The 19,275-nt window shown below is 28.1% G+C and carries 17 protein-coding genes and 1 other RNA gene; 4 read left to right on the plus strand and 14 right to left on the minus strand.

Translation table 11 applies throughout. The features are described 5' to 3' along the window. Positions 1–72 precede the first annotated feature (72 nt). The 7 genes from IC214_RS15735 to IC214_RS15765 all read right to left on the minus strand — a co-directional run bounded on the left by IC214_RS15735 (position 73) and on the right by IC214_RS15765 (position 7,903). The gene (locus IC214_RS15735) at positions 73–1,236 is read right to left on the minus strand and encodes a M20 family metallopeptidase (RefSeq protein ID WP_227834680.1); all 1,164 of its coding nucleotides are present in this window, start codon (positions 1,234–1,236) and stop codon (positions 73–75) included. A gap of 63 nt (positions 1,237–1,299) precedes the next feature. Continuing rightward, positions 1,300–2,487, minus strand: coding sequence for a hypothetical protein (locus IC214_RS15740; RefSeq protein WP_227834681.1), 1,188 nt, complete (start codon positions 2,485–2,487; stop codon positions 1,300–1,302). A gap of 336 nt (positions 2,488–2,823) precedes the next feature. Next, positions 2,824–4,524: an ABC transporter ATP-binding protein gene (locus IC214_RS15745; RefSeq protein ID WP_227434043.1), complete on the minus strand. Its 1,701-nt coding sequence runs from the start codon at positions 4,522–4,524 to the stop codon at positions 2,824–2,826. A gap of 248 nt (positions 4,525–4,772) precedes the next feature. Next, entirely contained in the window at positions 4,773–5,048 is a 276-nt protein-coding gene (locus tag IC214_RS15750) for a PTS sugar transporter subunit IIB (RefSeq protein ID WP_227434042.1), read from the minus strand. A 128-nt stretch (positions 5,049–5,176) separates the two neighbouring features. Then, positions 5,177–5,710, minus strand: a complete 534-nt coding sequence (gene mobB / locus IC214_RS15755; RefSeq protein ID WP_227434041.1) for a molybdopterin-guanine dinucleotide biosynthesis protein B — start codon at positions 5,708–5,710, stop codon at positions 5,177–5,179. 23 nt (positions 5,711–5,733) lie between these two features. After that, the gene (locus IC214_RS15760) at positions 5,734–6,915 is read right to left on the minus strand and encodes a molybdopterin molybdotransferase MoeA (protein ID WP_227866803.1); all 1,182 of its coding nucleotides are present in this window, start codon (positions 6,913–6,915) and stop codon (positions 5,734–5,736) included. Positions 6,916–7,168: 253 nt separating this feature from the next. Then, a complete protein-coding gene (locus IC214_RS15765) occupies positions 7,169–7,903 on the minus strand; it encodes a hypothetical protein (RefSeq protein WP_227434039.1) in 735 nt (244 codons plus the stop codon). Between the two features lie 363 nt (positions 7,904–8,266). On the opposite strand from IC214_RS15765, the gene IC214_RS15770 reads away from it, so the two are divergent. Continuing rightward, positions 8,267–9,172: a selenium metabolism-associated LysR family transcriptional regulator gene (locus tag IC214_RS15770; RefSeq protein ID WP_227482171.1), complete on the plus strand. Its 906-nt coding sequence runs from the start codon at positions 8,267–8,269 to the stop codon at positions 9,170–9,172. A 185-nt stretch (positions 9,173–9,357) separates the two neighbouring features. Here IC214_RS15770 and IC214_RS15775 read toward each other — a convergent pair whose 3' ends face one another. Genes IC214_RS15775 through IC214_RS15785 form a run of 3 tightly spaced genes read right to left on the minus strand, consistent with a single transcriptional unit; the run spans position 9,358 to position 12,454 of the window. After that, on the minus strand, positions 9,358–10,752 hold the full coding sequence (locus tag IC214_RS15775) for an aminopeptidase (protein ID WP_227434037.1): 1,395 nt from the start codon (positions 10,750–10,752) through the stop codon (positions 9,358–9,360). 19 nt (positions 10,753–10,771) lie between these two features. Further along, a complete protein-coding gene (locus IC214_RS15780) occupies positions 10,772–10,981 on the minus strand; it encodes a DUF896 domain-containing protein (RefSeq protein ID WP_227482170.1) in 210 nt (69 codons plus the stop codon). Between the two features lie 27 nt (positions 10,982–11,008). Then, positions 11,009–12,454, minus strand: coding sequence for a PLP-dependent aminotransferase family protein (locus IC214_RS15785; protein ID WP_227434036.1), 1,446 nt, complete (start codon positions 12,452–12,454; stop codon positions 11,009–11,011). Between the two features lie 109 nt (positions 12,455–12,563). Between IC214_RS15785 and IC214_RS15790 the strand changes: the two genes are divergently transcribed. Beyond that, positions 12,564–13,358 carry a histidinol-phosphatase HisJ family protein gene (locus IC214_RS15790; protein ID WP_227836228.1) on the plus strand — a complete coding sequence of 265 codons (795 nt, stop codon included), beginning with the start codon at positions 12,564–12,566 and terminating at the stop codon, positions 13,356–13,358. Positions 13,359–13,409: 51 nt separating this feature from the next. Continuing rightward, a complete protein-coding gene (locus tag IC214_RS15795; protein ID WP_227831261.1) occupies positions 13,410–14,732 on the plus strand; it encodes a polysaccharide biosynthesis protein in 1,323 nt (440 codons plus the stop codon). Between the two features lie 101 nt (positions 14,733–14,833). Here the strand turns inward: IC214_RS15795 and IC214_RS15800 are convergent, their stop codons facing one another. From IC214_RS15800 to IC214_RS15810, 3 genes are all read right to left on the minus strand, one after another. Further along, the gene (locus IC214_RS15800) at positions 14,834–16,039 is read right to left on the minus strand and encodes a hypothetical protein (protein WP_227482168.1); all 1,206 of its coding nucleotides are present in this window, start codon (positions 16,037–16,039) and stop codon (positions 14,834–14,836) included. Positions 16,040–16,223: 184 nt separating this feature from the next. Continuing rightward, a non-coding RNA gene (ssrS, locus tag IC214_RS15805) (6S RNA) lies at positions 16,224–16,404 on the minus strand. Positions 16,405–16,521: 117 nt separating this feature from the next. Beyond that, the gene (locus IC214_RS15810) at positions 16,522–17,409 is read right to left on the minus strand and encodes a hypothetical protein (protein ID WP_227831262.1); all 888 of its coding nucleotides are present in this window, start codon (positions 17,407–17,409) and stop codon (positions 16,522–16,524) included. Between the two features lie 211 nt (positions 17,410–17,620). Here IC214_RS15810 and IC214_RS15815 point away from each other — a divergent pair, with 211 nt between their 5' ends. Further along, positions 17,621–18,022 (plus strand): hypothetical protein, encoded by a 402-nt coding sequence (locus tag IC214_RS15815; protein ID WP_227434031.1) that lies wholly within the window; start codon positions 17,621–17,623, stop codon positions 18,020–18,022. Between the two features lie 122 nt (positions 18,023–18,144). Here IC214_RS15815 and ccpA read toward each other — a convergent pair whose 3' ends face one another. Further along, the gene (gene ccpA / locus IC214_RS15820) at positions 18,145–19,167 is read right to left on the minus strand and encodes a LacI family transcriptional regulator CcpA (RefSeq protein ID WP_413926669.1); all 1,023 of its coding nucleotides are present in this window, start codon (positions 19,165–19,167) and stop codon (positions 18,145–18,147) included. Positions 19,168–19,275 lie beyond the last annotated feature (108 nt).

Consider the following 19,275-nt stretch of genomic DNA (forward strand, 5'->3'; position numbering starts at 1 on the left):
TATAGTAATTATAGACAATAAAAAAGCAGAGTATAAACTTAATCTCTGCTTTTTCTTTATAGTATATTAAATTTATTTATTTAAAAAGTCTACTGCATATTGAACATATAAGGCAGTTCCAATCTCTAAAGCATCCTCATCTATATTAAAACACCCATGATGATGAGGATAACAAGCTCCTTTAGCTTCATTTCTAGCCCCTACAAATGCCAATGCACCAGGTGCAATATTCATAAACTCAGCAAAATCCTCTGCTCCTGTTACTTTTTCAAATAGTGCTATACTTTCTTTTCCAAATAGCTTAATTACTGCTTCTGTAGCTATCTTTGAACATTCCCTGTCATTTATAACAGCTGGTGTTAAATATCCATACTCTAACTCAGCCTCTGCTCTATATGCTTCTGCTGTAGATTTTGCTATACGTTCTAAAATCGTAGGAATCTGTTTTCTAAGTTCTGGATTAAATAATCTTATTGTACCTTCTAGAACAGCTTCACTTGCTATTACATTAAATCTTGTTCCAGAATTTAAAATTCCAACACTTACAACTAGCGGCTCTAAAGGACTGACTTCTCTACTAACCATGGATTGTAAGTTCATAACTAATGCAGAACTTGCAAGTACCGCATCAACACCTTGATGAGGAAGTGAACCATGACCACCCTTACCTTTTACAGTAATTTTGAAGAAATCAGCAGAAGCCATTCTTGGACCTTCTTCAACTGACACAGTCCCACACTCTACATCACTCCAAAGATGAATTCCAAATACACCATCTACACCTTCCATAGCACCATCTTTAATCATAGCTCTTGCACCTTTACCTACTTCTTCTCCTGGTTGAAAAAATAATTTCACAGTTCCATTAATATCATTTTTAATATCATTCAAAACCTTAGCTGCTCCTAAAAGCATTGATGTGTGACCATCATGTGCACAAGCATGCATAAGCCCCTCATTTTTTGATTTGTATTCTACTTCTGTACACTCAACAACTTGAAGTGCATCCATATCTCCTCTAAGTGCTACAGTTTTTCCTGGATTATTTCCTTTTATAGTTGCGACTACACCTGTCCCTCCAGATGATACATATGGTACTCCTATTTTATCAAGCTCTTCTTTAATTCTCTTTGATGTTCTAAATTCTTCCATACTTTTTTCAGGATTTTCATGAAATTCCCTTCTAAGTTTGATTACATAATCTTTATATCCATTTGTTATTTCTTTAATATTCATTCCAGACCTCCAAGTGTAACATATTCTTCTTATTTTTTAAATGCCTTATTTATTAATTAAAGTTTATATAAGATTTACAAAAATACCTGCTATTACTACAGAAGCTATTGTTACTGTAGTAAATCCACCAACAAGCATCTTTGGAAGCATTTTATCCATCAGAAATTCTTTTTCTTCTGGAGTTTCAGCTAGAGCCTTTACTGCTTCTTCAGTTAATATATAATTTGGTGGGAAACCATAAAGTGCTGTAAGTGAAACTGAAAACGCCATTTCCTTACTTTCACCCAAAAATTTACCTACTATAATAGAGAATATTCCCATACCTATTACACCAAATATTATAATTCCTACAAGAGGAACAGCCATTTCAGCAAGCATTGCTGGTGTAGCTTTTGCTAATCCTGCAAATATAAAAGCCATCAATGATGTCATTAACCATCCAAATGAACCAGATTTATTAAGTGGCTTTCTGTCAACTATTCCAAGTTCTGATGCTATTACACCAAATATTAAACAGATAACATATCTTGATACAACTTCATTTGTAAGATTTGTAAATTGTACTGCTAACCATGCTACAAGTCCTAATCTAAGTATTATCATATATGTTGTGTCGTACTTTTCAGGTAAATCTGGAATTATCTTAAACTTACTCTTTTGTTCAGGTACTTTTTCAGTTTCTTCTTCAACTTTAGTTACAGTTACTTTTCCACTTCTAAAATCTGATAAAAGTCTTTTTCCTTCTTTTTTAAGCATCAATGCTGTGATAGGATAACCTGCAAATCCTTGTGCCACATACATTAAAATCGCTAAAACTGCCAAACTCGCAAGACCTTTTGCTGTAGCCGCATCTGCCATCATTATAGATGCAACTAATCCTCCTGTAAGAGGAGGTGTAGCGATTACAGCTGTATCCCATCCAAACACTAGAGTTCCTAATGCCAAAGCTCCTACACATATTCCTACTATTCCTGCTAACGCTATTACAATTGTTTTCCATTGACCTGCTAGCTCTTTAATACTCATCATAGTTCCCATATGAGTTATTAATAAAAGCATGCCTAATTGTGCTAATGGTGTCCCCAAAGCTGCTAAATCCACGATATTTTCTGGGAAAAAAGTCCAAAATCCTACTATAAATATAATTGCTGATACAAAAACTGATGGAACAAAAGCTTTAGTTTTTGCTGAAACTACATCTCCTATCGTCAGTGATACTAAAACTAGACAAAAAGCTGTTATTGCCTCCATACAAAATCCCCCCTCATAAATAAATATATTTGTATACAATGTATGTATAGTTATCCATTATTTTACTACTTTTGAAAAACATTTCAAGTCAAAATTCGATTTTTTTCATAAAATTCTATAAATTCTATAAATTAAAGTTAGTTTTCTAAATTATTCTTTTTGTAAAAACGTTATCCTGTAAATTGGCTATTTAACACTACTTTTATAAATAGAATTAAATATAATTTGCAAAAAATAAAACATAGAATACATTTTTCATAAAACATCTCATTAATATAAAATGAATTTGCTTTATGAATCTTAATATATTCTATGTTTATAAATTTAATGTATATGTTAGTTATTGTGTAATCTACTATATACTCCATTTTTATTTACTAACTCTTCATGAGTACCTCTTTCTTCAATTCCTTTATCTGTCAGTACTATGATTTCATCAGCATTTTTTATAGTAGTCAACCTATGTGCAACAACTAAATTTGTTCTATCTTTACTTAACTCTTCTAAGGACTCTTGAATTTCTCTTTCTGTTACATTATCTAAAGCGGAAGTAGCTTCATCCAATATTATTATTGGAGGATTCTTTAAAAAGATTCTTGAGATTGAAATTCTTTGTTTTTGTCCCCCAGATAATTTTACTCCTCTTTCTCCTATATAAGTATCATATCCATCTGGCAAAGTTTCTACGAAATCGTGTATTCTAGCTTTTTTTGCAGCCTCAATCATCTCTTCATCTGTAGCACTAGGATTTCCACAAAGAATATTATCTCTTATAGTTCCTGTAAATAAAAATACATCTTGTTGAACTATACCTATATTTTTTCTCAAAGATTTTAAACTTACATCCCTGATACTTTTTCCATCAATTTTTATATCACCTTTATCAAACTCATAAAATCTTGGCAATAAATTACACAATGTAGTCTTTCCTCCACCAGAAGGACCTACTAAAGCTATAGTTTTACCAGCTTCTATAGATAAACTTAGATTATCTAATACTTGGGTATCATCTTCATATGTAAAAGATATATTTTCTATCTCGATGTTACCTTTTACATGTTCAAGTTCAACAGGGTTTTTAGCTTCTTTTTGATGGTCCTGTTCCATTATCTCTATGAATCTTTTAAAACCTGTCATACCATTTTGATATTGTTCTGTAAAGTTTATCAATTTCTTCATAGGTTGTATAAACATCTTTACATATAATATATATGCAGCAAAATCACCTAAAGTAATTTTCCCAAGATAAGTAAAGTATCCACCAGCTATAACAACTACCCATTCCAAAATATCCATATATAAATTCATACCAGAATAATATTCTGCCATTACTTTATAAGAATCTTGTCGTGCTCTCCTAAATAATTTATTACTTCTTACAAACTTATTTAATTCTTCTTTTTCAGTACAAAAAGACTTAGTTACTTTCATTCCAGCTATGCTATTTTCTAAAGTTGCATTTACATCACCTATAGTAACTCTACTTTTCATAAAGGCTATATTCATCTTATCTTTTTTTGTTATAGCAAACCAAATTATAAATGGCAATATAGCAAAAATTATAAGAGTAAGAGGAATATTTATATCTATAAGTATAAAGAATGAACCAACTAGCATTACTATAGAAATGAATAAATCTTCAGGACCATGATGTGCAAGTTCTGTTATATCCATTAAATCATTTACTATTCTAGACATAGTTACACCAGATTTATTATTATCAAAATAAGTATTTGGAAGCCTCTGTAAGTGTGTAAATACCTCATTTCTCATATCAGCTTGCATATCTACACCAATGACATGTCCCCAATATTGCATAAAATAATTAAGCCCTGCTTTTGCTATAAATATAAGTATAAGTACAACTGCAAAAACTACTAGCATTCTTAAATTTTTATTTGGAACAATGTCATCCATTATATTTCTAGTTATCATAGGATAAACTAAATCGCATAAAGAAAATAAGAACGCAGCTATAAGGTCTAATGTAAAGATTTTCTTATATGGTTTATAATATTTGACAAATTGTTTTATCATAAGTTTTAAATCCTCCTTTACCAATACGTCTAAAAAATACCCTTAAATTAGTATAACATAACACTAATTTTAAATCTTTTATAAAATTGCAATTCAAAAGAATATGTTTCATAAAATTGAATACTTATTTTATATAATCATATATTTAAAATACACCTAAAAAGAGCCATATCTATGTAAATAAAATTTTACAAGATACAACTCTATATTTAGTACTAAATATTTTTTATAACTGTAAACTCAAAAACTTATTTTAAAGCATCCAATATTTTCTTATCTAATGCAGCAGTATTTATACCTGTTATGTATGCTGTTGCTTTTATTGCAGGTATATCATAAGTTGTTGGTAATATAGTAGTAGATACTATCAAATCAGCACCTTCTTGTTTTGTTGCACATTCAGCAATTTTACATTGTATAACTTCTGCTTGTATGTTATTTTCTTTAACCAATCTTTCTACTTTGTCGCAAACTACTGTTGATGTTGCAATTCCTGCTCCACATGCTACTAATATTTTTTTCATATTATCCTCCTACGATTTCTATAATATTTTATAATTCAAAATACGATTTTTATAATTAAATAAATTTCTCATATCTTTGTTTATATATAAATAATTATACCATTTTATATCAAAATAATATCTTAAAATTATTCTTTTAATATGTTTTTTATTTCACTATCATTTAATTTTAAAGTATTATTTTTTATACAATATTCTATGTACTTTGATACATTTTTATAGTCATTCAAACTAAACTGCTTAATATTTAAATCATATTCTATGTCACTTATAATACCTATCAAATCAGATTTATTTGATAAAATATCCTTATACTTATCCTTTCTAGTTACCTCTAATCTTTTAAATCTATAATTTTTATATCCTTCTATAATAATCAAGTCCATGTCTTCATAAAACTTAATCATTTTATATAGTGGATTTTTATCTTTTAACTCTTCAATATATGCTAACCTCTTATTTGATATTATACAAACTTTCCTCGCACCTGATTTTCTATGTTTATAAGTATCTTTCCCTTCCTCATCTATCTCAAAATCATGGCATGTGTGTTTGATAACTCCAACATTATACCCTTCTTTACTTAATTCTCTTACTATACCTTCAATCAACGTAGTTTTACCTACTCCTGAATAAGAGACAATTGATAATACATTATACATAAAACCATATCCCCTTCATAAAACTATATAACAACAACATCTACTAATTGATTTTCTTTTATTATTTCTCTCTTTTTTATCTTAATCATGCAATTGCTTCTCAATGTTGCAGATAATCTAGCCTTGGCATCTTTTTTATCATTTAATGTAACATATAATTTACCTTCATCTGTATATAATTTTCCACTTACAAATCTATCGTTATTTGAGACTTTGTTAAATTCTCCTTTAAATATAGCTTTTATATAATGATTGCTGTCCTTATATGTTAAATACTCAATCACAGGAACAACTACATTATCAAATACCACAATTGCCGCATGTGGATTGCCAGAAAGCCCAAACAATATTTTTTCTCCCAATGTAGCTACATAACAAGCTCCTCCAGGTTTAATATTTATCTTCCAAAACAATTCTTTTGCTCCTATGTTTCTAAATACATCTGGTATTAAATCTTTATCTCCAACAGATACACCACCTGTAGTAATTAAAAAATCTACATTTTCTAGCATATCCTTTACTTTTTTTTCTAACTCCTGTATATCATCAGTACAATTACATATTGTATCTGCTTGTATTCCAAGCTTTAAAAGCTTTGAATATAATGTATATCTATTGCTATCATATATTTTGCCATCCTCCAAAGTTTCATTTATATCTTGTAATTCTGTTCCTGTATTTAAAATACCAACTTTTAAATCATCATATACAGTTAATTTAGATATTCCAAGACTCGCTAATACTCCTATACCATCATACCCTATATTTTGATTTTTACTAATAATTAATTGACCTTTTTTTATATCCTCACCTTTAAATATATAATTGTCATATTCCTTTAGTTTTATATTTAAAGTTATCATGTCTTCTCTAGTTGTCACATCTTCTTTCTTTACTACACAGTTTGCTCCCTTTGGAATTTTTCCACCAGTCATTATCTTCACTGCTTCATTTTTATTTAATATACCATCAAACACTTCTCCTGCATATAATGTTCCTATAACCTTTAAATTTTTATTTTCAGAATTTGCATCATATGCATAACCATCATATGGTGACCTGTCAAATGGAGGACTATCAATTGTTGAATATATATCTTCTGCAACTACTTTATTTACTGCTTCTATAAGATTAACTCTCTTAATCCTACTTATTGGTATAACATTTTCTTCAATAATTTTTATGGCATCTGCTAATCCTATCATTTTAAATACACCCCAATATATTTTTTATTTAAAAACATTCTTAATGTAGTATAATTGTAAATTGCAATAAATCATTTTAGCTTATATTTAATTATAACTAATTGTTATCTATAATTGCAGTTTAAATTTAATAAATCTTATAAAATTATCATTAATTGTATTAATTTCAATTTTATACATTTTATAAAAAAAAACTGCTTCAAGTTAGAAATTTACTTCTACCTTAAAACAGACTTGTATGCTTTAAAATTCATTATTCTAATAAAGCTCCTTTTATTATTTTTACAACTTTATCACTCTCAATAGTTTTTATAGACTTTATTTTATTATCTACTATACTTATTGTAAGTATTTCTTTGTCTAATAATTTATTATCTTCTTTTAATCTATAACTCTTCACTACCCTATTTCCTTCATGGTTATATGCTGTTAAATTATAATTGGCATTACCCACGATTTCATTTATCCTAGATTCTTCAACTCCAATATACTCTCCCAAGTCAATGTTTTTATATTCCTCTAAGGATACAGCTGATTTTTCATTATCATTTGTTTCAATCATAATACCATAGCTTTCATCTATAGCTGTTATACTTTGTGATGAAAAGGAATTTGTTTCAACATTAACAACTTTATTTTTATTAATGTTAATGTATAAAGCACTTCCATCTAATTCATTGTTTCCAGTATATTTAGGGTAAACTAATGTCATATAACTTGATGTATTTATATCTTGCATTGTATTTGATTTTTTTAAATTCTTATTTTTTATATAATAAATTGTGTTATAAGGTATTCCCATATTTTTTATAACATATTTATAATCTTTATCCATCATTTCATTAACATCATTTTGAACTTTTGTCATAGTTTTTTGCTGTGTTGCTTTACTTGCTACTTGATTTTTCTCTTTAGTAGTTTCTTTATGACATCCAACAAGTACAATCCCTAAAATAGTTACACAAACTAATGACCTTTTTAACTTCATAAATCAATCCTCCTTTCTTAAATTTTATAATATTTATCTATATCTCATTGTGTGATTATCTTTTTTTTCAATAATTACGTTTATTATTTTATAAAATAATTATATAATATTTATTTAAATTTAATAAGATTAAGAAGCTATCTGTAATTTTTTTGTAACAAAACACATTTTAAAGTTGAATTTTGAAAATTCAATTTACAAGATACTTGTGGTAAATATCCTTATAACATTATACCAAATTATTCCTAAACAATCAAAAACTCCATAAACATTTTAAGGTTTTCTATTTCAAAAAATCACCTTTAACTATTAATTTATCAAATATGTTATAATAGTTTTAGATAATTTAAGGAGGATTAAATAATGGATTTTAAACAACTTGAAGTATTTGTTGCTGTTGCAAAACATCAAAGTTTTTCAAAAGCTGCAAGAGAACTTTTTTTAACTCAACCTACTGTAAGTGCACACATACAAAATTTAGAAAGAGAGTTAGAAACTGTACTTATAAACAGAAGCAACAAAGTTATTACACTCACAAAATCTGGTGAAATTCTTTATGAGCATGCCATATATATATTAAATAACTGCAAACGTGCAATTTATGATATAAAAGAATATTCAGGTAAAATAGAAGGCATTATAGATATAGCATGTAGTTCTATACCTGAAACTTATATTTTACCTGATTTTATGAAGAATTTTTCTATGAGTTATCCAGATGTAAAATTTTCCATAAGCCATTATGATTCTCAATATGCTATATCAGAAATTTTAAATGAACGGATAAGCTTTGGATTAGTTGGTTCTAAAATTAACAATCCTCAAATCGAATATCTAGACTTATTAGATGATGAACTTGTACTTATTACTCCTTCAGATTTTAAAATTGATAACAATAACAATTACATTGATATAGAAGAATTGGCTTCTGTCAATTTTATTATGAGAAAAGAAGGCTCTGGTACTAGAAACTTAATACTAAACACACTTAGCAAAAATAACTTTCCGGTAAACAAATTAAATGTAATAGCTCATGTAGAATCAAATGAAGCCATTAAAGAAATGGTTAGATTAGGCCTTGGTGTATCTTTTATATCATATATTTCAGCTATTGATTATCTAAATGCAGGCAAAATAAAATGCTACAAAGTAAAAGATGTTGATTTTACAAGAAAATTTTTCTTTATTTATTCTAAAAAGAAAACTTTTTCTCCATTGGAAGATAAATTTCTAAACAGACTATGTGAGTACTTTGAAATCATAATATAATAATTTTAATACACGACACTCAAATTTAAATTATAAGCTGTTAAATAATAAAATAATAAATAGAGTAGTATTATACTATGTTCATTTAATTAATGAGCATAGTATAATACTACTCTATTTGCTTATTACTTATTACTTATTACTTATTACTTATTACTTATTACTTATACTATTGTATATTAAACTTATAAATTTATATTAAAAAACGATTTATATCCTTTGTACATTTCATATATATCTACTTTAGAAACAATCTCATGCGGTGCATGCATATTTAAAACACCAACACCACAATCTATAACCTCTGCACCTTGATTTGCTAAGATATAGGCTATTGTTCCACCTCCACCTTGGTCCACTTTACCAAGTTCAGCAGTTTGCCATACTACATTACCCTCGTTAAAAATTCTTTTTACTTCTGATATAAACTCAGCATTAGCATCATTACATCCACTCTTACCTCTCGAACCAGTATACTTATTTAAAACTATTCCATTTCCCATATATGCAGAGTTTCTTTTTTCATATGCCTCATCAAAATTTGGGTCATATCCAGCTGCAACATCAGCTGATAATACTTTACTATTTGCTAAAGCTCTTCTTACCTTAATATCACAGTAATCGCCTTCTAAAGCTATTAACTCAGCCACAGTATTTTCAAAAAACTTTGAATGCATACCTGTATTTCCTTGGGAGCCAACTTCTTCTTTGTCTACACATAATGTAACTGAAGTAAATTCTGGTTGTCTAGTCTCTAGTATAGCTTTTACAGCAGCATATGAACATACTCTATCATCATGACCATATCCTAATACCATTGACCTATCAAACCCCAAATCTCTTGCCTTCCCAGCTGGAACTACTTCAATCTCAGCGCTTAATAAATCTTCTTCAACTATACTATATTTTTCATTTAAAATTTTTAATATATTTGCTGTTATAGGTTCTTTTTCTTCGCCATCCAAAGGCATATTTCCAATTAATACATTTAAAGCTTCACCACTGATTCCTTCTGACAATTTCTTTTGCATTTGGTTTCCAGCTAAATGAACTAATAGGTCAGTTACACAAAACACTGGGTCACTGTCTTCTTCACCAATAGATACATCCACCTTTGTACCATCATTTAATATAACTACTCCATGTAAAGCAAGAGGAATAGCTGTCCATTGATATTTTTTAATTCCTCCATAGTAGTGAGTCTTAAAAAAACCTAGATTAGCTTCTTGATACAATGGGTTTGGTTTTAAATCTAATCTTGGAGAATCTATATGACTACCTATAATCTTCATACCTTTTTCTATATAGTTTTTACCTATTACAAAAAGTGCCACTGCTTTTTCTTTATTTATAGCATAAATCTTGTCCCCATGACTTACACTTCCATTTTCCATAGCTTCATCTATTGAAATATAACCATTTTCTTTAGCCAATTTTATAATTTCTTTTACTGAAAGTCTTTCAGTTTTTGATTTACTTAAAAAATCCATATAATTGCGAGCATATTCCATAACCTGTTCAATAGCATTCTCTTTTTTTTCAATTTCCCATGCATTCTTAAATTTATGCTTTAAGTCCATGTTTTCCTCCTATTAAGTTTTAATTTTTATTATTTTTCATATATTGTTCATATTCTTCTGGTGAGACTACTTTAACACTATCAAGTCTTGATTTAAAATGAGCTCTAAAATTTTCTAAATATTCCTTTCTTAAAATCTCCCTTTCTTTGATTTCATCATCAGAAAGAGCTCCCTCTTTATTTTTCTTTGCTAATTCATTAATCCTATCTAATTTCTTCTTGTCAAACATTTTTTCCTCCTAAAAAACTTCTATTTATTAATAAAATAATTTATTACTTTTTATATCTAACTTATTTTTATATTCACAGAAAAACTCTTCTATATTATCACTTATTATAGATATTCCCTTTTCTAACTCTTCCATACTTGGACGAGCTATATTTATTCTAAAAAATCTATCATCCACTAGATTATCAAAAAAATAAGTCCCTGGAAGCATGGATACTCCTTTATTTAACATAAAACTTGTAAAGCTTTGTGATGTATACCCTCTTGGCAATTCTAAAAAAAAGTTTATACCTCCACAAGATTTTCTAACTTTTAATTTACCACTCAATTTATCATTAATCAAGTTTTTTGCTAACTTGTACTTATCAGTATATATCTTCTCTATATGACTTAGATAATTCTTCCAATTGAAATTCTCCATATAGTAATACATTGATTTTTGAATAAGACCTGGTGTTGATATGTCTGATGAATATTTAGCCCACAAAACTTTTTTTAATAATTCATTTGGCATTTCTACAATTCCTATTCTTAAGCCTGGCATAAGTATTTTTGAAAAACTCTTTATATATACTACCCTATTTTTATCATCATAGCTCCTGACTGTCCTATTATCCTCTGAATCAAATATAAAATCACTGATAAAATCATCTTCAATTATATAAAAATCATGCTCTTCTGCCAATTCTATTAGCTTCTTTTTTTTATATGTAGAATAAGATATACCTGTTGGATTTTGAAAATTAGGCATAATATATATAAGTCTTGGTTTTATTTTTTCCAATTTTAATTTTAAAATACCTATATCAATTCCATCATCTAACATAGGTATAGATATTATTTTTGCACCTCTACTTTTAAATACTTCAATTGCTCCATTGTAAGAGGGTTCTTCCATAAAAACAACATCAGAATAACTTATAAGCCCTTTACAAACTATATCTATACCTTGCTGTGCTCCTGAGATTATTTGAATGTTTTCTTTAGTAGTATTTATATTTTCATCACTTAAATACTCTACCATCTTTTCTCTTAACTCCTCAGAGCCTAGCCCTTCATCGTAATCAAATATTGAACTTCCATCTTTAGATAATGCCATGTTTACAGCATTTTTAAATGAATCTATAGGAAACATATCATTAGATGGATTTCCATTATCGAAATGAATTAAATCATCTCTTTGTCTAATATTCTTGTTTTTCCCTTTATCTATACCATTTTTATAAGAATTTGAATTTGATACAAAAGTTCCACTTCCTATAATTTTATATACATATCCTTCATTTTCCAAAAGCTCATATACTTTAACTATAGTAGTATTATTTACATGTAAATAATCTGATAACTTTCTTATTGGTGGAAGTTTTTCATGCTCAACTAGTTCTTTGTTTATTATTAACTGCTTTATATGATTAAATATTTGTATATATTTAGTTGACTTCCTTTCACTTAAATCTATTTTGTATTTTTCCACATTTATCACCGCTTATTGTTTTTATATTTTATTGATGCCTTAGCATATATTTGATATTATTTAGTATGTATATATAATACCAAAATTTTTATAAAAAGGGGAAATATTTATGTTTTACGACTATCACATGCACTCAAGTTTCTCTACTGATGGAAAATCTACAATGGAAGAAATGATAAAAAAATCTATAGACCTTGGTATAAATGAAATTTGTTTCACAGACCATGTCGATTATGATGTTTATGCGGATGATTCTTTTTCGATTGTTTACGAAGATTATTTTAAAAGTCTAGAAACTCTTAAAAATAGATATAAAGATAAAATATCAATAAAAAAAGGGATTGAATTTGGAGTTCAAACTCAATTAATAGATACATATAGAAAAGAAGCTCATCAATATCCATTAGATTTTATAATATGCTCTATTCATGCTATAGATACAATGGATTTATACCTTGGTAGCTATTTTGAAGGTAAGACTCAACATGAGGTCTATGAGAACTACTACCTTTATTTGTATAATATTGTTAAAAACTACAAGGATTACTCTGTTTTAGGTCATTTAGATTTAATTAAAAGATATGCACCTTATGATACCATCCTAGATGACAGACTATTTTCAGATATAATTGAAGAAACTCTCAAGCAAGCTATCTATGATGGTAAAGGTATCGAAATAAACACATCTTGCTACAGATACAACCTGCCAGATTTAACTCCATCTAGATATATCCTTCAGATGTATAAAGATTTAGGAGGAGAAATCATAACCACAGGCTCAGATTCACATCATGTAAGTCAAGTTGCATATGAATTTGATTACATATATTCATTACTAAAAAACATGGGATTTAAGTATGTATCTAAATTTAATAAAATGAAACCAGAATTTATAAAATTATAAATTTTTACACCTCCTTATGAATATATTTAAAAGATAAGGAGGTGATTTTTTTTGAAAGTACCTTATTTAGTACTATCAACAGTTATTTTATTTATGTCTAACTTTGTCGTAAGAATATTTGGATTTTTATATAAAATATTCTTATCAAGAGCTTTAGGCGAAACAGGTCTAGGTATATATCATATGATTTTTAACTTTTTAATGATTTGTTTAGCTGTTACAACAACTGGAATACCTACTGCACTTAGTTGTTTAGTTGCAAAAAGAAAAGCTTTAAATGATAAGCACAACACTAATGCTTTGTTTATATCAACTTTATACATATCATTTTTTGTAGCATTAATTATATCTATAGTTGCATCTTTCAATAGTTCTTTTTTATCACTTAAGTTTCTAAAAGACCCTAAATTGAACTTATTTATACTAGCAGTTTGTCCTGCCATAGTTATAATAACACTTTCAAATGTACTTAGGGGGTATTACTACGGCATAAAGAACGTAAAAGTTCCTGCTATTGGACAAATTATTGAACAGATGGGTAAAATTCTATTTGTTTTTTTACTCGTTATGTATGTAAATGATAAGTCTATGAATTGTTATATTGCTCTTTTAGGTATATCTATTGGTGAATTGAGTAATATCATATTTATGCTCATATGTTTATGTCGAGATTCTTCATTTGACAATAAATATATTATAAGTATAAAAGATTTTTATACTTCCTCTATGGAAACATTGAAAATGTCCATACCTATAACTTGCAATAGAATGTCAAATATACTTTTACAATCTATTAGCTCTATGATGATACCATCAAGATTAGCATTATCAGGCATGACTTATCAACAATCATTAAGTATGTATGGTGTCGTCAGCGGGATGGTAATGCCATTTATATTTTTACCATTTACTGTTGGCTCAGCACTTATTGTAAATTTGATACCTACTATATCACAAGAAATGGCCTTAAGAAAACGTAAAAGTGTCCTAAAAAAAATAAAGTATTCTGTACTCCTAACTTTATTTGTAGGTATACTATCATCAGTGTTTTTTTATTTCTTTGGAAAAGATTTATGTATACTAGTATTTAAAAATAAACTTGCTGGAGAATATTTAAAAGCTATGTTTTTAGTACCACTATTTATGTCACTAAATCAAACACTATCTGGTATTTTACATTCAATAAGAAAAGAATTAGCTTCAAGTATAAACACTATCATTGGTATGTTAATTCAGCTAGTAGCTCTATATGTATTTCTTCCCATTCCAGGACTTAATATTTATGCATACATATACACAATGACAATAGTATCAATATTTACTTGTTTATTACATACTATAGTACTTTTTAAATCTATAAAATCTATACATTAGTTATAAATAACGTGAAGGCTACCAATGTAAATCATCTACTATTGGTAGCCTTCCTTAAATGATTTTTATTTATAATTTAAACTGTCTATATATCTACCTATCTATCTGTGGCAACCTGAATTTCCACTTCCATGATTAGGTCCACATTGCGAAAAATCACATACTTTAGAGAAAGTATCAACAAGTCTTGGTTGGATTGGGTTTGGTGATGCTAAAACTACTATTTGTTCACTTATTAATGTGCTAACTGTTTCTTGTAAGCAAAGTACTAAATCTATATCATTTGGTATAATTAATTCATACATAGGTTCACAACATTCATTACATTCTAATTTTAATATAGATTTTCCTATACAATCTACAGTTAAGTTAGTTTGGTATTCTTGTCTTAAAGTGACAGCTCTTCCGTCAGCTGGCAAGCATATTGGTGCTGAAAGTGTGTTAAAAGTAAATTCTACAAAATCAACTCTTCTCTTACATCCACCTCCTGCTCTAACTGCTGGGAAAGCTAATGCAACGAATTCTGTACATCCACATCTACCTCTTAGTTCTAATACTAGATTACGAACTGCTACAGTTAAGCCTCTTTGTTTATAAGCTACTGATTTGCCTTTTCCTTGTCTACAACATTCAGCGTTTCTTTCTCCACATACTGCATATTCAAAAGTTGTTTCACAGTTTCTTCCTATTATATCTCCTAATGGATCTAAATCGAAATCTTCTAAAGTTGTCATTCCTGTGTCTATAACTATTCCATCATTACTTAAGCATATTTTATCTATAGTTACACTTGCTCTACCTGCACTTGGAACTGAACCAAATACTTCTACTACTTCTGTTTCAAAAGTTAATGGTTCTCCATTTGGTCCAGTTGCATCTGTAAATGTTTGGAATTGCATAGTATCAAAAATTCTATTAGCTTCTATTGCAAATGGAACTGCATTTGCTACAGAAAAGTTTCTTGGAGATATAGGATTACAGCAGTTTGGTCCACATTTGTTTTCAAAACATTCATCTGAATCCATTTGGCATGGTTCACAATCACATTTACAATTATCATGGCATCCACAATTGTCATCACATGGATTAGGTTTGCATGGATTAGGTTTACATGGATTGCATGGATTAGGTTTACAATCATCATGACAATCACAATTATTATCATTGTTACATCCATTATGATGATGTGATTTTTTGAATCCTCTCATCTCATCTGAACTTATTTCATCTGTATACACTTCTTCTTCATTCATTGTAGACATTGGCTGATTTAGCATTCTTCTTTTATTTTTTTTGTAATCTTGCATTTTTCATTGCCCTCCCTGTAAGCGATTCTTATTAAGTCTTCGGCTTTTTATAGCCTAATTAATACTATGCACTTATAATCCTAATTGTTACTTAGCTTTTTAAATTTCTCAATAATTAGGTATATTTGGTAGAAAAATGCATTTTAATAAAAAAAAGTACTACTATTTAAAATAGTAGCACTTTTTTTGTCCCGAAACACCGGTGGCTAAGTAAATTCACACCCTAGGCACTCCCAGGTGGGTGACTTGCCAGTAACCTTTAACGTCCAAACTAAACAGGCATGTTATAATTTACTAGACACGGTCTCCCGTATTTCATTTGTAGGTTGAATTTAAAAAAGCCTTATCGTATGTTTCAGGATTTCATATTATTATTATATAATAAATTTTGAATTTTTTAAAGTGGTTTTATATAGTAATTAAGATAATCTTATTCTAGTATTACTTTTTCTTCCTTTTCTCTTTATGTATTTAGTTAATTATTACTTTCTCTTAGCTTTACTTCTAGTATTTTTTTCATTACGATTATGTTCATGCTTTTGTTCATTAACATCATACAATTCTTCATCATATACTATATTTTCATCATTTTCTGCATACTCATGGTCTGTTTCTTCATCTTCTGTTAATTCTTCTTCATTATCATCTATCTCATCTTCATAATTTAATTCTTCATCTTCATATGTTGACTCTTCATCTTCTTCATTACTATCTTCATATTCATCCTCATCATCATTATTACTATCATCACCTCTTAAAAGATTTCCTAGCAGTTTAAGATTATTCATGCTACCTAGATTATTTATATTTGCCAAAGAACTTAAACTAAATCCACCTTCACCAAAATCATCAGGCAAAAACAATTCTGCAAATAAATCTATCTTTTTTTTCATTCCTATAGCCTTTTCAACAGAATTTTTTCTCTTTTCTGGAAATACATCTATAATTTCTTTTATCATCATATTTTTTTTGTCTTCACTATCCATTTTTCTAAAAAAATCTGTTTCCTCTTCAATATCTACCACATCTATATTGTTAAGTTTCTTTATGCCTCTAACTAAGTCTAAAATACTTTCTATTTTTACTAGTATTTTCCTTTCATCTCTTGACATGTATTTTTTAGTTCTTGTTATTATTTCCATTCCCATTTCTAGGTCTTCTTCACTCAAATCCATAAGTCTTAGACCTCTTTTTATATCATTTGCATCAAACCTTAAAGTTTCATGTATAGCTTTTGATAATTTCTCATTTGAATTTTTTTTGTTTTTTCTGGCTCTATTATTTTTCTTTGATTTATCTTTATCATCAAATATAGAGATATTACCATTACTCAATGCAATCACTCCAATCAAAAATAGTAAGTTATTCAAGACAATTCCCCCTTATATTATATAATTGCCCTATATTAAAGTATGTTTTTCATATTTTAATGTTCCATTTTTAAAGCTCAGTGCATATATATTATCTATAAGAATTTTTATTTATATTATATATCACTCACAATTCACCACTTCAATATTATTTCTATATATAAATAGTATGAATATAATTCAATATATATTTATAGAAAGGGGTTTTTTTATGAAAAAAATAGATACAGATTCATTAGAAAAGATGGCTAAGCAAAAAAATATTGACAAGGATAAGATAGAAAAGATTGCTGATAATTACAAAGGTAAATCAGAAAGTGAACTTATGGAGGAACTTATAAAGATAGGTAAGAACCTAGATGGAAGAGAGGAAGTAGTATCAAAATTCAAAGCATTTTTAGATGACAATCAACGTAAAAAATTAGATACTATAATGGATAAAATATCAGATGCAGAGACTCAAAGAGATACTAAACCTGCTAAAACTAAAAAGACTAAACAACCAACTAAAGGTAAATCAAATACACCTGCACCAAAAAATACACCAAATAATCAACAAAAAAAATCTAAGAGTATATTTAAGAAAACTAAAAAATCCAATCCTCATGAATAAACAAAAATAAACTACTTTTAAGGCTTAAAGTTATTATTTTTAACTAAAATATTTTAATTGCATATTATTTAAACTAAAAATCAGGTAGTGTTTTAAACACTACCTGATTGACTTTAATAACTTTATTTCTTTCTCTCTATAACACTTTCTCTATCAACAATTTGATAAGGTAATTCTATTTTCTTGTTTTCAATTAATTCTTTATTGATTAATTTAATAACCATTCTTATTGCTACTGCTCCCATATCATATAAAGGCTGATAAACTGTAGTAAGCTTAGGCCTATACATCTTAGCTATCTTAACATCATTAAATCCTGCAACTGATATGTCTTCTGGAACCTTATATCCAGCATCACAGATAGCATTTATAGCTCCTATAGCAGCCTCATCACCCGTAACAAAGGCTGCATGAGGTATTATTCCTTCATCTAATAATTCTTTCATACTATGGTATCCACTTTCATAATCAGTTCCACCATATTTGATTAAACTCTTGTCCAACTCTATATTATTACTTGAAAGTGCTTCTTCGTAGCCTGAAAGTCTTTCCATTTCTAAAACAGTATCATCTTTACTTGTCATTATAAAAGCTATCTTTTCATGACCTTTCTTTATAAGATGTTCTGTCATATCAAAAGTAGCTTCTTTATTACTAGTGCTCACTGTGTATATATCATAATTTCTAGCAGTTTTACTTATATATGTTGCTGGTATACCACAATTTTGTATATAGTTGATATGCTCTTGTTCAACTACCCATGAAATCATAACTATACCTTCTACTTGTTTTGCTCTTAATAGATTTATACTCTTTAACTCTTGTTCTTTATCAGAGTATGTATTAGCTAAAAGAATATCATAATCATACATTTTAGCAACTTCTTCTATTCCATTTAATATCTCATTAACAAAAGAATCTGAAACTTCTGGAACTATTACCCCTATTAATTGACTCTTTTTAGTTACTAAGCTTCTTGCAAGTGGATTTGGAATATATCCAGTTTCTTTTATAACCTCTAAAACTTTTTGTTTGACTTCATCAGTCACAGGTTTTGAATCATTTATAACTCTAGATACTGTAGATATTGACACGCCTGCTTGTTTAGCAACATCTTTTATCGTTATATTACTTTTCATTTTCATCCTCCTAATTTTGCTAAATTTATCTAAATCTGAACCAAATTTATACAGGTTCTTATTTTAACTATATTTATATAAGTTCTTATTTTACCATAAAAGCAAGTACATTTA

It is taken from the genome of Clostridioides sp. ES-S-0190-01 (genome assembly GCF_020658275.1).
In the GTDB taxonomy this organism is placed as follows: domain Bacteria; phylum Bacillota; class Clostridia; order Peptostreptococcales; family Peptostreptococcaceae; genus Clostridioides.